The 14,101-nt window shown below is 54.7% G+C and carries 13 protein-coding genes; 3 read left to right on the top strand and 10 right to left on the bottom strand.

The annotated features are described in order from the left end of the window. Nucleotides 1-35 precede the first annotated feature (35 nt). The 9 genes from ACTQ34_RS04260 to ACTQ34_RS04300 all read right to left on the bottom strand — a co-directional run bounded on the left by ACTQ34_RS04260 (nt 36) and on the right by ACTQ34_RS04300 (nt 8,645). Nucleotides 36-1,169 (bottom strand): 1-deoxy-D-xylulose-5-phosphate reductoisomerase, encoded by a 1,134-nt coding sequence (locus ACTQ34_RS04260; RefSeq protein ID WP_441362664.1) that lies wholly within the window; start codon nt 1,167-1,169, stop codon nt 36-38. An 11-nt stretch (nt 1,170-1,180) separates the two neighbouring features. Continuing rightward, entirely contained in the window at nt 1,181-2,023 is an 843-nt protein-coding gene (locus tag ACTQ34_RS04265; protein WP_441362665.1) for a phosphatidate cytidylyltransferase, read from the bottom strand. A 24-nt stretch (nt 2,024-2,047) separates the two neighbouring features. After that, nucleotides 2,048-2,797, bottom strand: coding sequence for an isoprenyl transferase (locus ACTQ34_RS04270; RefSeq protein WP_441362666.1), 750 nt, complete (start codon nt 2,795-2,797; stop codon nt 2,048-2,050). An 83-nt stretch (nt 2,798-2,880) separates the two neighbouring features. After that, entirely contained in the window at nt 2,881-3,438 is a 558-nt protein-coding gene (gene frr, locus ACTQ34_RS04275; protein ID WP_441362739.1) for a ribosome recycling factor, read from the bottom strand. After that, nucleotides 3,432-4,157: a UMP kinase gene (gene pyrH, locus ACTQ34_RS04280; RefSeq protein ID WP_441362667.1), complete on the bottom strand. Its 726-nt coding sequence runs from the start codon at nt 4,155-4,157 to the stop codon at nt 3,432-3,434. The genes frr and pyrH overlap by 7 nt, the downstream gene beginning before the upstream one ends. A gap of 206 nt (nt 4,158-4,363) precedes the next feature. Next, nucleotides 4,364-5,299 (bottom strand): myo-inosose-2 dehydratase, encoded by a 936-nt coding sequence (gene iolE, locus ACTQ34_RS04285; protein ID WP_441362668.1) that lies wholly within the window; start codon nt 5,297-5,299, stop codon nt 4,364-4,366. 196 nt (nt 5,300-5,495) lie between these two features. Continuing rightward, a complete protein-coding gene (locus tag ACTQ34_RS04290) occupies nt 5,496-6,668 on the bottom strand; it encodes an NAD(P)-dependent malic enzyme (RefSeq protein WP_441362669.1) in 1,173 nt (390 codons plus the stop codon). Between the two features lie 145 nt (nt 6,669-6,813). Then, on the bottom strand, nt 6,814-7,779 hold the full coding sequence (locus ACTQ34_RS04295) for a transketolase family protein (RefSeq protein WP_441362670.1): 966 nt from the start codon (nt 7,777-7,779) through the stop codon (nt 6,814-6,816). 14 nt (nt 7,780-7,793) lie between these two features. After that, nucleotides 7,794-8,645, bottom strand: a complete 852-nt coding sequence (locus tag ACTQ34_RS04300; RefSeq protein WP_441362671.1) for a transketolase — start codon at nt 8,643-8,645, stop codon at nt 7,794-7,796. A 547-nt stretch (nt 8,646-9,192) separates the two neighbouring features. Between ACTQ34_RS04300 and ACTQ34_RS04305 the strand changes: the two genes are divergently transcribed. Then, complete coding sequence (locus tag ACTQ34_RS04305; RefSeq protein ID WP_441362672.1) at nt 9,193-9,948, top strand: DeoR/GlpR family DNA-binding transcription regulator; 756 nt, start codon at nt 9,193-9,195, stop codon at nt 9,946-9,948. Nucleotides 9,949-10,036: 88 nt separating this feature from the next. Here the strand turns inward: ACTQ34_RS04305 and ACTQ34_RS04310 are convergent, their stop codons facing one another. Further along, on the bottom strand, nt 10,037-10,918 hold the full coding sequence (locus ACTQ34_RS04310) for an AraC family transcriptional regulator (RefSeq protein ID WP_441362673.1): 882 nt from the start codon (nt 10,916-10,918) through the stop codon (nt 10,037-10,039). A gap of 338 nt (nt 10,919-11,256) precedes the next feature. Here ACTQ34_RS04310 and ACTQ34_RS04315 point away from each other — a divergent pair, with 338 nt between their 5' ends. Next, complete coding sequence (locus ACTQ34_RS04315; RefSeq protein WP_441362674.1) at nt 11,257-12,063, top strand: 5-deoxy-glucuronate isomerase; 807 nt, start codon at nt 11,257-11,259, stop codon at nt 12,061-12,063. A gap of 65 nt (nt 12,064-12,128) precedes the next feature. Then, entirely contained in the window at nt 12,129-14,090 is a 1,962-nt protein-coding gene (gene iolD, locus ACTQ34_RS04320; RefSeq protein WP_441362740.1) for a 3D-(3,5/4)-trihydroxycyclohexane-1,2-dione acylhydrolase (decyclizing), read from the top strand. The last annotated feature ends 11 nt before the right edge of the window (nt 14,091-14,101 follow it).

A 14,101-nucleotide genomic window follows, 5' to 3' on the forward strand; every position in this document is an offset into this window, starting at 1 on the left:
ATACTTCTCCTCTCACAGGACAGAATAAACCCGCTTTACGCTAAAACAATCTCCCGTGCGGCGCGGTCTGCCGCCAGTACATCCTCCAGTGTGATACTGCTGCGATACGGAATCGCATCCAGCGCCTGCGCCACCCGCTCGGCAATCTCGGCAAAGCCGATACGGCCCTCTAAAAACAGGCCGACCGCCGCTTCGTTTGCACCGTTGAGCACCGCACCGCGGTCGCCCTTTTGCGCTGCGGCCTGCCGTGCAAGGTTCAGCGCGGGGAACGCCTCATAATCGGGTGCATAAAAGGTCAGCTTCGCCGCTTCCGCCAGCGACAGCCGCGGTACCTTGCAAGGCACCCGCGAAGGATAAGTTAACGCATACTGAATCGGCAGACGCATATCGGGCAGACCGAGCTGCGCAATCATGGCGCCGTCGGCAAACTCAACCGCGGAATGCACAATGCTCTCCCGATGGATGACGATTTCGATATCCTCGGGTGGCATGCCGTACAGCCACATTGCTTCAATCAGCTCCAGCCCCTTGTTCATCATGGTTGCCGAATCAATTGTAATCTTGGCACCCATCGACCAATTCGGGTGCGCAAGCGCCTGCTCGCGCGTGACCGAGCGCATTTCCGCAGCCGTTTTCCCAAAAAACGGGCCACCCGACGCGGTCAGAATAATTTTGGCAAGCGGATTGCCCTGCGCGGCCTGCGCGCACTGAAAAATCGCCGAATGCTCGGAATCGACCGGCAGAATTTTGACGCCCTTTTTCTGCGCCGCGCGCATGACCAGCTCGCCCGCGCACACCAGCGTCTCCTTGTTGGCCAGCGCAATGTCCTTACCCGCATCGATGGCGGCCAGTGTCGGCAGCAAGCCGACCATGCCGACGACTGCGGTCACGACGATATCCGCGCCGCTCTCCGCCGCACAGGCCGTCAAACCATCCATACCGCTGAGCACGCAAATATCTGTGTCCGCGAGCTTAACCTTGAGGTCGCGGGCAGCCGCTTTGTCAAACGCGCACACCATCTTCGGATGCAGCGCGCGCGCCTGCTCTTCGAGTAAGTCTATGCGCCGGTTTGTCGTCAATGCGACAACTTCAGCGTCAATCGAGGGCAAAATATCGACCGTTTGCGTGCCGATCGACCCGGTTGAGCCTAAAATCGCAATTTTTTTCATAAAACACACCCTTACCAGATGATCCGGAACAGGATTTCTGCGAACGGCGCGACAAACAGCACGCTGTCAAACCGGTCGAGCACACCACCGTGTCCCGGAAAGATATGGCCGTAATCCTTGATGCCAGTCTGCCGCTTAATGACCGAGAACGACAGGTCGCCTATTTCGCCCAGCACTGCGCCGACTGCGCCCAGCACGACCGCCGACCACAGCGGCATTTTGAAACCAAGCGTCGCATTCATCAACAGTGCGACAAGCAGCACCAGCACCGCGCCGCCAATCACCCCGCCAATCGCGCCTTCTACGGTTTTTTTCGGGCTGACAACCGGCGCGAGTTTGTGTTTGCCAAAAAACATACCGGCGAACAGCGCGCAGGTATCCGCGCCCCATGCAGCAAGCAGCGGCAGCAGCACAATGAACTGCCCCGCGCGAAAATCGGCCTGCCCAATCGGCTTGAAATCCATTTGATAAATGCGCAGCAGGCTGAGCATCAGATACGGCACAAGCAGAGCGCCGAAAAAGCCCCATGCGACCTGCGAAGTGTTCATACCGTGATGAAATTTCAATTCGATTGCGAACGAGCCTATCAGCAGCACGAAAATCAAGCCCTGCACCACGTCCTGCAAATCGAGCGGCAAAATGTCAAAATGGCCGATTGCCAGCCCCAGTGAAACCAGCATGCACAGCAGCAGCTCGAGCCGGTTATGCACCAGCTTGGTGGAGCCGAGCACCTCATACGTCGCCAGCACACACAGTGCCGCGACCGCCAGCTCCAGCACGATCGACGGAAACACATACAGCGCAAGCAGCACCAACACAAAGCCGACCACGCCGAACAACACTCTTGCTTTCATATCTTTACACCTCGCTCCGTCCGTTTATACGCCGCCGAACCGGCGATTGCGTTTATTAAACGCATCAATCGCCGCATCCATATCGGCAGTCTTAAAGTCCGGCCATAATACATCGGTAAAATAATACTCGGCATAGGCCGACTGCCATAACAGGAAATTCGAGGTGCGAATCTCCCCGGACGGCCGGATAATCAAATCCGGATCGGGCATATGCGCGGTGTACAAATGCGCACCAATCGTCTCCTCGGTGATGTCCTCAGGTGCCAGCACACCGTTTTTCACCTGCTCTGCGATAGCCCGGACTGCGTTTTTGATTTCATCGCGTCCGCCGTAGTTGATGCACAGGGAAGCAGTCGCCGCGTCCGGTCCCAGCCGGTCGGCAATCTCATCCACCTCGCGGATCTGCGCACGGATATCCTCGGGCAGAGGCGTCAAATCGCCCAGCACTCGCACCGCGACCCCGCGCTGAAACATGGTTTCCGCCGCTTCCTTCAAGTAGGTGCGGAACAGGTTCATCAGCGCGTTCACTTCCTCCTGCGGCCGTTTCCAATTTTCCGTTGAAAAGGCATACACTGTAAAATACTGCACGCCAATATCCTTGCAGTAAGTTGCAATGGTGCGGAAGGTTTCTGCGCCAACCTTATGCCCAGCCTGCCTCGGCAGGCCGCGCTTTTTCGCCCAGCGGCCGTTGCCGTCCATAATGACCGCGATATGCCGCGGCACGGGACGGTTCTCCGGTATGGCTATTTTCTTTTTCCGTGTAAACAGACCCACAAATACTTCCCCCATGCAAAGGGGCGGCCATGCCGCCGCCCCCCAATGTTGTTTGTTTTTTCTTCAGAGCGATGCACGGAGCGTCACACCTCGGCCAGCTCCTTGGATTTCTTGGCAACCATGGCGTCAACTTCCTTGACATACTTATCCGTCAGCTTCTGCATTTTCTCTTCGCCCTCGTGCAGCTCGTCCTCGGTCATTTCGCTCTTCTTCTGCGCAGCCTTGAACTTATCAATCGCATCGCGGCGAATATTGCGCAGCGCAACCTTGGATTCCTCGCCCGTCTTGGAAACGCCCTTAATCAGTTCTTTACGGCGTTCCTCCGTCAGCGGCGGGAAGCTCAAACGAATCTGCTTGCCGTCGTTCTGCGGATTGATACCCAAATCGGATACCTGAATTGCCTTTTCTATCGCCTTGAGAATCGAACCGTCCCACGGCTGAATCGCAAGTGAACGAGGATCGGGCGAAGAAATCGCAGCCACCTGATTGAGCGGCGTCGGTGCACCATAATACTCGACCGTAATCTTATCGAGCACGGCCGGATTTGCGCGGCCTGCGCGAACAGCCGCCAGTTCCTTGGCGAGCACGTCGAGTGTCTTCTTCATTTTTTCCTCATAAGCATTGAGCTGAGCCTTCATGATTTGTCCTCCTCTACAATCGTGCCAATCTTTTTACCGTTGACCGCACGATAAATATTTTCCGGATCGGAAAGTGCAAATACCAAAATCGGAATGTGGTTATCCATGGAGAGCGAAGTCGCCGTTGTGTCCATAACGCCAAGGCCCTGATTGAGCACGTCCATATAGGTCAGGCGGTCATACTTTTTCGCATCGGGATTTTTCGCCGGATCGGAATCGTATACGCCGTCGACGTTTTTGGCCAGCAGAATGACCTCCGCGCCTATTTCCGCCGCACGCAGCACCGCCGCAGTATCGGTCGAGAAGAAGGGATTACCCGTGCCACACCCGAAGATGACCACGCGGCCCTTTTCCAGATGGCGCGTTGCACGCTGCCGGATGTACGGCTCGGCAATACGGTTCATCTCGATTGCAGTCTGCACACGTACCGGCACGCCGCGCTGCTCCAGCGCATCAGCCAGCGCCAGCGCATTGATAGTCGTCGCCAGCATGCCCATATGGTCTGCGCGGGTACGCTCCATCTTACCGCCGCCATCCTTGACGCCGCGCCAGAAGTTACCGCCGCCGACTACTATGCCGATCTCGCAGCCCTGTTCGTTGCATTTTTTTATCACATCACATACCGGACCAATCACGTCAAAATTCAGGCCGAAATGCTTATCACCAGCCAGCGCTTCGCCGCTGATTTTTATGAGAACTCGCTTATATCTCTGTGTTTCCATGCTCCACACTCCTTGCTTCATTTTCCCGTTTTCTATTCTACCCTATAAACGCCTTTTTTGCAAAGGGTTTCGCTATGGATTTTACAATTTATGCACAACTGCACCACGCATTGTACAAGTTTGCACCCTTCCTCTGTCCGTATCCTTTCCGATGTAAAAAAATCCCGCTCCAAACAGAGCGGGATTTTTCTGTTTATGTATCGCTTTTACTTCTTGAGAACGACTTCGCCGCCCAGACCGGTGTGCGCGGTGATGTACTCGCGGCCCATCTTGGCATACTCGTACGGATTAGCCTTAGCCGGGTCCTGCTCAGCCTCAACCATGATCCAGCCGGTGTAACCAGCCTTGTCAAGCAGGTCGAATACCTTGTCGAACTCAACGCAGCCGTCCGGATCGCCCGGAACAGTGAACGCGCCGGCGCGAACCGCATCGAGGAAGGACCAGTGCTCTGCACGAGCCTTTTCCACCATCGGCATGCGCATGTTCTTCAGATGAACGTGACCGACGCGGTCTGCAAACTTCTCGAGCATCTTGACCGGGTCCTCGCCTGCGAAGGTGAAGTGACCGGTGTCAAAGCACAGGAATACATACTTGGGATCGGTGTTCTCCATCAGGCGGGTGGTCTCCTCCACCGTCTGGCAAACAGTGCCCATGTGATGATGGAAGCAGGTGCGGATGCCGTACTTCTCCATGGACAGCTTGCCCAGCTTGTTCAGACCCTCGGTGAAACGGGTCCACTCTTCGTCGGTCAGCACGCGCTTGTTTTCCATGTCGAGGATAGCGGTATCCAGCTTGCCCTGAATGGAGCCGGACTGCTCGGATACGTTGATGGCGGTTGCACCGACATAGGAGAGGTAATCCAGTTCCTTGATGAACTCGGCCTCAACCTCTTCGTACGGCTTGTCAACCAAGAAAGAGGAGAACCACTTGGACGCGATGGTCATGTTGCGCACGTCGAGCATGTGCTTGAGAACTTCCTTATCCTCCGGATACTTATGGCCGACTTCGCAGCCGTCGAAGCCCGCGAGCTTCATCTCGGAAATGCACTGCTGGAACGTATTCTCATCGCCCAGATCCCACATATCGTCATTGGACCAGCCAATCGGGCAGATGCCCAGCTTTACTTTCTTCGGATCTAACATGTGTTATTCCCTCCATTTTCATCTCATACCGCATGCTTCTGCATGCGCCGTTACTATCCTTATTGTACTCAACTATATCCTAAAAGTCAAACGCATTTTTGCACAGAAATGCCCTGTGCAAAAAACTTTTTCAGCAAATTGCACAGTACTGACGTGCGCAGGCACGCAACGCCCTTTTTTCCCGCCGTTCCGCCTCTTAAATGCGCGCTACACCCGAGTCGCGTGCCGCCTGTGCAACCGCATCCGCAACCGCGCGGATGACCTTTTTGTCAAACGCCATCGGCATGATATATTCCGGTGTCAGCTCCTCGTCCGATACGCAGTAGGCGATTGCCTTGGCAGCGGCGAGCTTCATCTCCTCGTTGATGTCGCTTGCGCGCACATCCAGCGCACCACGGAAAATTCCCGGGAACGCAAGCACGTTGTTAATCTGGTTGGGATAATCCGACCGGCCGGTGCCGACGACCGCCGCGCCGCCCTTTTTCGCATCCTCCGGCCAGATTTCCGGCACCGGATTTGCCATGGCAAACACCATTGGATTTGCCGCCATGGTGGCAACCATTTCGCTGGTCAGCACCTGAGGCGCCGACATGCCGAAGAACACATCCGCCCCCTTCATGGCGTCCGCCAGCGTACCGGTCATGTGGCTGCGGTTGGTGACCTTTGCCATCTCGGCCTGCGCAGGATTCAAACGCTCGTCACCCTCACAGACAATGCCGAACCGCTCGACCATAGTCACATCACGAATCCCGAGGAACATCAGGAACTTGGTCACTGCAATCGCGGCCGCGCCGCAGCCATTGACCACCATCTTGATATCCTCTACCTTGCGACCGGTCAGGCGGCAGGCGTTAATGAGCGCCGCCCCGCAGCAGACTGCGGTGCCGTGCTGGTCATCGTGGAACACCGGAATATCACAGACCTCCTTGAGCTTGCGCTCAATCTCAAAGCAGCGCGGCGCAGCGATGTCCTCCAGATTGATGCCGCCGAACGAGCCGGAAATCAGCTGGATCGTGCGCACAATCTCGTCCACATCCTTGCTCTTGACGCAAAGCGGGAACGCATCCACGTCCGCAAACGCCTTGAACAGCGCGCACTTCCCCTCCATAACCGGCATACCGGCCTCCGGACCGATGTCACCGAGGCCCAGCACCGCCGTACCGTCCGTAATAACGGCAACCAGATTGTGCCGGCGGGTATAGGTGTAGCTGAGGGACGGATCATCCTTAATTTTCAGACACGGCTCAGCAACACCCGGCGTATAGGCAATCGAAAGATCCTCTTTGCTGTTGACCTCGCAGCGTGCAATTACCTCGATTTTGCCGCCCCACTGCTCATGCGCCTTCAGAGCGCGCTCTTTTAAATCCATATTGTTTCCTCCATTGGCTTTCCACACAAAATTTTATTAGTATCAGTTTACCGCAAAATCCCCTTTCTGCATAGAGGCAGAATGGACAAACCCATCAAACAGAAAAGGCGCGCTGCCAATGCAGCGCGCCTGCGTTCTGTTCGAATTACTTGCGGGAAATTGCCTTCTTGGCAGCCTCAACGATGTGTGCTGCGGTCAGGCCGTACTCCTCACGCAGGAAGCTCTCCGCGCCAACCTGGCCGAAGCGATCCTCAACGCCGACCATCTCCATCGGAACCGGGCAGTTCTGGATAACAACATTGGCAATCGCAGAACCAAGGCCGCACTTGACCTGATGGTTCTCGGCGGTTACGATTGCACCGCACTCCTTGGCAGAGTCGATGATGAGCTGCTCGTCAAGCGGCTTCCAAGTGAACATGTCGATTACCTTCGCAGAAATACCCTCAGCGGCCAGCTGCTCCTGTGCCTTGAGCGCCTCGTCTACCATGATGCCGGAAGCGATGATAGCAACATCTTTGCCTTCCTTCAGGGTAACGCCCTTGCCGATCTCGAAGTCCGAGCCGTCTGCATAAACGGTGGTAAAGGTTTTACGAATCATGCGCATGTAAGAGAACTTGCCGGAAGCGGCCAGCTTCTTGGTCAGGCAATTGATCTGTGCATAGTCAACCGGATCGACGACAACCGCATCCGGGATAGACAGATACAGCGCACAGTCCTCAAACGGCATATGGGTGCCGCCGTTGTATGCTGCACATACACCGGGGTCGGAGCCGACGATATGTACCGGCAGCTTTGCATAAGCCGCAGACATGAACGCCTGATCAAATGCACGGCGGGAAGCAAAGCAGCCGAAAGAGTGCACGAATACGGTCTTGCCCGTTGCGCACAGGCCGGCAGATACGCCTACAGCGTTTGCTTCTGCAATGCCCGCATTAATGGTGCGCTCCGGATAAGCCTTAGCCAGCTTTCCGGTGTTAATGCAGTTTTCTAGGTCACAGTCAACATGCATGACCGTGGGGTCCTTCTCCATCATCTCGAGCATCGCGGTAACATAACCGTCGCGGTTTGCACGAGAATCCTTTTCGTGTTTGCCAATCAAAGTAAAGCTCATGTTCGTACCCTCCCTTACTGTGCCTTGATCTCAGCGAGCTGCTTCTCAGCATAGGCAATGGCTTCGTCCCACTGCTCCTTGGACGGCTGAGAAGAATGCGCGCCCGTACCGTCGGCAAAGGTAGCGCCCTTGCCCTTGACCGTATTCAGCACAATGCAGGTCGGCACGCCCTTGGTGGCGTAAGCATTCTGAATCGCGTCGTAAATCTGCTCGACATCGTTGCCGTCTTCGCACTCGACTACGTTCCAGCCGAACGCAGCAAACTTGGCGCCGATGCCCTTGGCATGCTTCATCACCTTCTCGCATGCGCCGTCGAGCTGATACTTGTTATCATCGACAAAGCAAACCAGATTGTCCAGCTGATAATGTACCGCAAACTGAGCGCCTTCCCAAATCTGGCCCTCGTCCGCCTCGCCGTCGCCGACAAACACAAATACATGGTTGTCGCGGCCGTCAATCTTGTTGCCGAGCGCTGCGCCCGTAGCAGTGGACATGCCCTGACCGAGCGAGCCGGTGGTCAGATCGACACCGGGAGTCTTAGTGCGGTCGGTATGGGACGGGAAGTTGGTGTGCGGCTGGTTGAGCGTATAAGCATCCTCAATCGGATAGAACCTCTTCAGGCCGAGGGTTGCGTACATTGCCGGGCCGGCATGTCCCTTGGACAGCACGCACCAGTCACGATCCTCCCAGCGGGGATTCTTCGGATCAATCTTCATTACCTCACCATACAGAACGGCCAGCGCGTCAATGATGGACATCGAACCGCCCACATGACCAAAGCCGAGCGAGCCGATGGTTTTCAGGGTTTCCAAACGGATTTCCTGCGCAAATACGCGAAGCTCCTGCATCTTTTCTGCTTTCTGCATTGCATACACCTGCCTAATTCAAAATATTTTCTCTCCACGGAACAGGTTCCGGCAACAGCGGCGGCTGGCCGCTGTATATCGATTACAGTGTATCACCAAGCTACCCAAATTTCAACCAGAATTCACACATTTGTTCACAAAAATTCCACCCCTTGTTTTGTACTCTTCGGAATATTTTATAAAAAATCGCTGGTATTTTTTCGAAATTTGTTTGTTATGTATTGGTTGCATTGCTGTACTTTTTTGAGTATCTTACTTGCAGCATTCTTGCTGCATTTCTCATTTTATTGGCTGTAAAGCCGCTTAACAGATATGACCAAAAAACAACCACCTTATCTCCACAAAGAAATATTTTTAAACCCAAATTTCTCTTTTTAAACCAAAAAATATTGCTGCGTTCACGCCCCCGCACGCAATAGTTTGTAATTATTGAACACATTCGCCCATTTTCACCATTTTTTTAACCAGTAGACATTTTATGCATTTTTTGATAAACTATAAAAAATTGTTCTGGTTAATTTTCGGGTAAGAATGGGGAAAAGGGAAGATGAAAGTCAGCCGTCTCAATTCAATTGAACAATATGTTATCTCACGCGAAACCGTCAGCATTGATGAATTATGCGAGGTTTTCGGTGTTTCCAAGAACACTATCCGCCGCGATTTGAACGAGCTTGAGGAGCGCGGACATATCACAAAGGTATACGGCGGCGTTACCGCCACCGTCCCCTCTGGTGCTGTGCCGACACCCATTCGTTCCGGACTCAATCCGATTGACAAATCTCTCATCGGTCGTCTGGCTGCGGAAGAGGTTTCCGACGGCGACACCATTTTTATTGATTCCGGCACAACGACACTGTGTCTGCTGCGTTTTCTGGTCGCTAAAAAGCGCATCACCATCATCACTCATTCGCTTGGTGCGCTCAGCGAAGCCTCCAAATACGATAATCTCAACATTATCTCGCTTGGCGGCATCTATAGCCCGACAACCGACTCGTTCGTCGGTCTGTCCACGATTGAATCGCTCAGTGCGATGCGCATCAATAAAGCCTTCATGGGCGCCACCGGTGTGTCTCTGACCGCAGGCATGACCAACACTACCTTTCTGGAGGCGGAAATCAAGCGTGCGGTCGTTCATCGTGCAGACATGATTTACGGTATGGTCGATTCCTCCAAAATCGGCAAGGAGGCCATTGTCACGTTCTGTCATCTGAAGGATTTGACCGCCTTTATCACCGACCGTGAACCGCCGAAGGAATATGTCGACCTGTGCCGGCAGGAAAACGTCAAACTCCGGTTCGAATAATTGCAGTGTACTGCTTTCTCATTAGGCATCATAATGAGCGGGCGGCTTCGGATATCATCCGAGGCCGCCCGTTTTTCTTTTCCCGATATTATGCCAGACTGTTTTTCCGATAGTTGGAAGGCGAAACACCATAAACTGCGCGAAATCGCTTGATGAAATAGCTGAAATTATCAAATCCGACGTTAAAGCCAATCTCCATCACCGGCAGGTCGCTCTCGCGCAGCAGCCGGGCCGCCTGCTCGATGCGCAGGGAGTTAATATGCTGGGTGAACGTCCGTCCGAAATTCTCCCGAAAGAAACTGCTGAAATACTGTGGTGACAGCCCGAAATGCGCCGCTACCGCGGTCAGCGACAAAGGCTCGGTGAAGTGCGCACCCAGATACCCCACAATCTCCTTGAGCTGCCTCGCTTTATAATCCGCACCCGGACGCACCCTCTTGCCGGTCAACAGCCCAGCCTGCGCGCATACCGCCACGATGCCAAGCAGCGCCGCCTTGACCGCGAGCTGGTATCCCGGCGCCCGCCCCAGGCAGGCGCGCACAATCTGTGCCAGCAAGGCTCGCACTTCGCGCTGTCCGGCCTCGCCTGCACGCAAGCTGGTTGCAAACCGCAAACGACCTTCTGCAAGCGGTGCAAGCAGCTCGGTTTCCGCCTGATCTGCACGCGCAAACTGCAAAAAATCCGCCGCAAACACAAAAGATCGAAACTGATTTTCCCGTCCCGCCGCGCGGATTTCATGCAGTTCTTCTCCCGCGGCGAAGAACACATCCCCATGCTCTCCCTCGTACACATGATCAGCAATGGTCAGCGACACATGGCCCGCATCCACGGTGATAATTTCCAATTCCGGATGCCAATGATACGGGATAAAATCGCTGTCGTCCGCCTCGCTGCCATCCAGCGCGGGATAAATCTGAAACGGAAATGCCTGCGTACCGTGTTCCCGTTTTTCCCGTCTTGCCGCGTCCATCTCATCCCTCCGCATTTTTCCCTAAAATAGTGTTATTGTTCATGAAGATATTGCAAGCATTTTTGTCGCTATCTGCTATAATTATACTCACAAGCGGGAACAAACGCAAGACAACGAAATCAAAAAATCGTATTTTTGTTGTATCATTTGACAGAAGAACCGATCCGGTTTTTGTGCTAAATGACAAAGAGTTCCCGCGCAGCAGCGAATGCGTTGAAAGCATTTGCTGCCGCATGCTATAATAAAGGTTGGACAGCCTTTCACAGCTGACCGCCAACCGCCCGGCCAAAACCGCCGGACGCTGTACCAAAAAAATCTTTTTTTGGAGGGAAACAGTTATGTACATTGATAAGCAAGTCAAGCGCGGATACAACGAATATATCCGTCTGGACGAGGGCATCGGCAAGGACGCCATGATGGACGTTGCCCTGCTCGTAATGGAGGATGGCGACACCTACTCTTTCGAGGAGCCGGAAAAGGAACTGGCTGCTCTGGTTTTTGACGGCAAGTGCACGCTCGAATGGGATGACCAGTCCTATGACGTCGACCGTCCCAATCCGTTTGACTACAACCCGTCCTGCCTGCATGTCTGCAAGGGTACCAAGGTCAAGATTACCGCACACGGCCCCTGCAATATCTATATTCAGAAGACCTTAAACGACAAGACCTTCCCGAACAAAATGTATAAGCCGGAAGACACCGACACCTGGGCGCGCGGCAATCAGGGCGAGCTGATGGGCTGCATCAAGCGCGACGTGCGCACCTGCTTCGATCTGGACAACGCCCCCTACTCCAACATGGTGCTGGGCGAGGTTGTCAACCTGCCGGGCAAGTGGTCGAGCTATCCGCCGCATCATCATCCGCAGCCGGAGTGCTACTTCTATCGCTATGACAAGCCGATGGGCTTCGGCGCAGGCTGGGGCAACGGCGAAATCTATGAAACCCATCACAACGGCCTTGCCATCATCACCGACAAGATGCACTCTCAGGTTACCGCACCGGGCTACTCTTGCTGCTATGCTTGGGGCATCCGTCATCTGCCGGGCAATCCGTGGGATAAGACCCGCATCGATGATGAGGAGCATCTGTGGCTGCTCGCGGATGATGCCAACGATCACATCTGGCACTGCCCGACCGGCAACTGAACCTTTCCTAATCCCGACCGAAGAAACAGAATCTTTTTTAGGAGGAACATAAACCTATGAAGCATATGGAAACGGTACGCCTGACCGCTTCTCAGGCACTCGTTCGCTTCCTCGAGAACCAGTATGTCAGCTACATTGACATGGATGGCAACGAGCAGGAGCACAAGTTTGTCAAGGGCATCTTCATGCTGCCCGGTCACGGCAACGTTGTCGGCTTTGCCAACGGCGTTGAGCAGGAACTGAAGGACATGGTTGTCTATCAGGGCAAGAACGAGCAGGGCATGGCGCTGGCCGCTGTGGGCTACGCCAAGCAGATGCGCCGCAAGCAGATTTTCGCTGCAACCTCTTCCGTCGGCCCCGGCGCATGCAACATGGTAACTGCCGCTGCGACCGCTACCGCCAACAACATCCCGGTTCTCATTCTGCCGGGCGATATTTACGCTTCCCGTCAGCCTGACCCGGTTCTCCAGCAGATGGAGCAGCCGCAGAACCTGACCATTTCCGCGCACGACGCATTCCAGGCCGTCACCAAGTACTGGGGCCGCATCAACCGTCCGGAGCAGGTCATGACCGACATGATTTCCGCGATGCGCGTGCTGACCGATACCGCCAACACCGGTGCGGTTGCAATCTCTCTGCCGCAGGACGTACAGGCGGAAGCCTATGACTATCCGGTTGATTTCTTCAAGAAGCGCGTATGGCGCATCGACCGCCGTCCGATCACCAAGTACGCACTGGAGAAGGCTGTCGAGGTCATCAAGACCGCCAAGAAGCCGCTCCTTATCTGCGGCGGCGGCGTTCGCTATGCAGAAGCACACAAGGTGTTCAAGAAGTTCGCAGAGGACTTCGGCATTGCGTTCGGCGAGACGCAGGCAGGCAAGAGCGCGGTAGAGTGGACCCACGAGCTGAACCTCGGTGGTCTTGGCACCACCGGCGGCATCGCAGCCAACAAGCTGGCTCGTGAAGCAGACGTTGTCATCGGCGTCGGCACCCGCTACACCGATTTCACCACCGCTTCCAAGTGGCTGTACCGTACGGATGCCAAGTTTGTCAACATCAATCCGTCCGAGTTCCAGGCATACAAGATGGACGCTACCCCGGTTGTGGCGGACGCCAACGAGGCGCTGACCGCCATCGGCGAAGAGCTTAAGAAGATCGGCTACCACACCGATGCGGCTTATGCGGAAGAAGTTGCCGCACTGCGCAAGGAGTGGTTCACCGAAGTAGAGCGTCTGGACAACTGCGTCTACACCGACAAGGATTCCTTTGTTCCGGAAATCAACGACGCAAACCGTCAGTGTGTTGAAAAGTACATCGAGGATACCGGCTGCAAGCTGTGCCAGACCGCGGTACTCGGCGCTATCAACCATCTGATTGATGACGACGCCATCGTCTGCGCGGCTGCCGGCTCCCTCCCGGGCGACATGCAGGGTCTGTGGCGTGCCTCCAAGATCAACACCTATCACATGGAATACGGCTATTCCTGCATGGGTTACGAAATTGCTTCTGCACTGGGTGCAAAACTTGCTTGCCCGGACAAGGAAGTCTATGCAATGTGCGGCGACGGGTCGTTTGATATGCTGCACTCCGAGCTGATCACTTCCGTTCAGATCGGCAAGAAGATCAACGTCATGCTGTTTGATAACGCTTCCTTCGGCTGCATCAACAACCTTGAAGTTGGTCAGGGCAACGCCTGCATCTGCACTGAGAAGAACATGCTCGAGCCGGGCGTGACCAACGGCATCCATAAGGGCAAGGTCATCCAGATTGACTATGCGGCAATTGGTGCAGCATACGGCTGCAAGACCTACACCGTCAAGACGATGGATGAGCTGAAAGCTGCCATTGAAGATGCCAAGAAGCAGACCGTTTCCACTGTTATTGATATGAAGGTTCTGCCCAAGACGATGTCTGCCGGTTATGAGAACTGGTGGCGCGTCGGCGTAGCGGAAGTTTCCACCAAGCCGGAAGTCCAGGCTGCGCGCAAGGCAATCGAAGAGCATCTGTACGAAGCTCGTCACTATTGATCTCTCTCTTA

Origin of the sequence: Agathobaculum sp. LCP25S3_E8, assembly GCF_052117165.1 — a bacterium.
GTDB lineage: Bacteria > Bacillota > Clostridia > Oscillospirales > Butyricicoccaceae > Agathobaculum.

Bases quoted from the DNA above. Each gene is read 5' to 3' on its own strand.
- ACTQ34_RS04260 (WP_441362664.1), bottom strand. From the start codon at position 1,169: ATGAAAAAAATTGCGATTTTAGGCTCAACCGGGTCGATCGGCACGCAA.
- ACTQ34_RS04265 (WP_441362665.1), bottom strand. From the start codon at position 2,023: ATGAAAGCAAGAGTGTTGTTCGGCGTGGTCGGCTTTGTGTTGGTGCTG.
- pyrH (WP_441362667.1), bottom strand. From the start codon at position 4,157: ATGGAAACACAGAGATATAAGCGAGTTCTCATAAAAATCAGCGGCGAA.
- iolE (WP_441362668.1), bottom strand. From the start codon at position 5,299: ATGTTAGATCCGAAGAAAGTAAAGCTGGGCATCTGCCCGATTGGCTGG.
- ACTQ34_RS04290 (WP_441362669.1), bottom strand. From the start codon at position 6,668: ATGGATTTAAAAGAGCGCGCTCTGAAGGCGCATGAGCAGTGGGGCGGC.
- ACTQ34_RS04295 (WP_441362670.1), bottom strand. From the start codon at position 7,779: ATGAGCTTTACTTTGATTGGCAAACACGAAAAGGATTCTCGTGCAAAC.
- ACTQ34_RS04300 (WP_441362671.1), bottom strand. From the start codon at position 8,645: ATGCAGAAAGCAGAAAAGATGCAGGAGCTTCGCGTATTTGCGCAGGAA.
- ACTQ34_RS04305 (WP_441362672.1), top strand. From the start codon at position 9,193: ATGAAAGTCAGCCGTCTCAATTCAATTGAACAATATGTTATCTCACGC.
- ACTQ34_RS04310 (WP_441362673.1), bottom strand. From the start codon at position 10,918: ATGGACGCGGCAAGACGGGAAAAACGGGAACACGGTACGCAGGCATTT.
- ACTQ34_RS04315 (WP_441362674.1), top strand. From the start codon at position 11,257: ATGTACATTGATAAGCAAGTCAAGCGCGGATACAACGAATATATCCGT.
- iolD (WP_441362740.1), top strand. From the start codon at position 12,129: ATGGAAACGGTACGCCTGACCGCTTCTCAGGCACTCGTTCGCTTCCTC.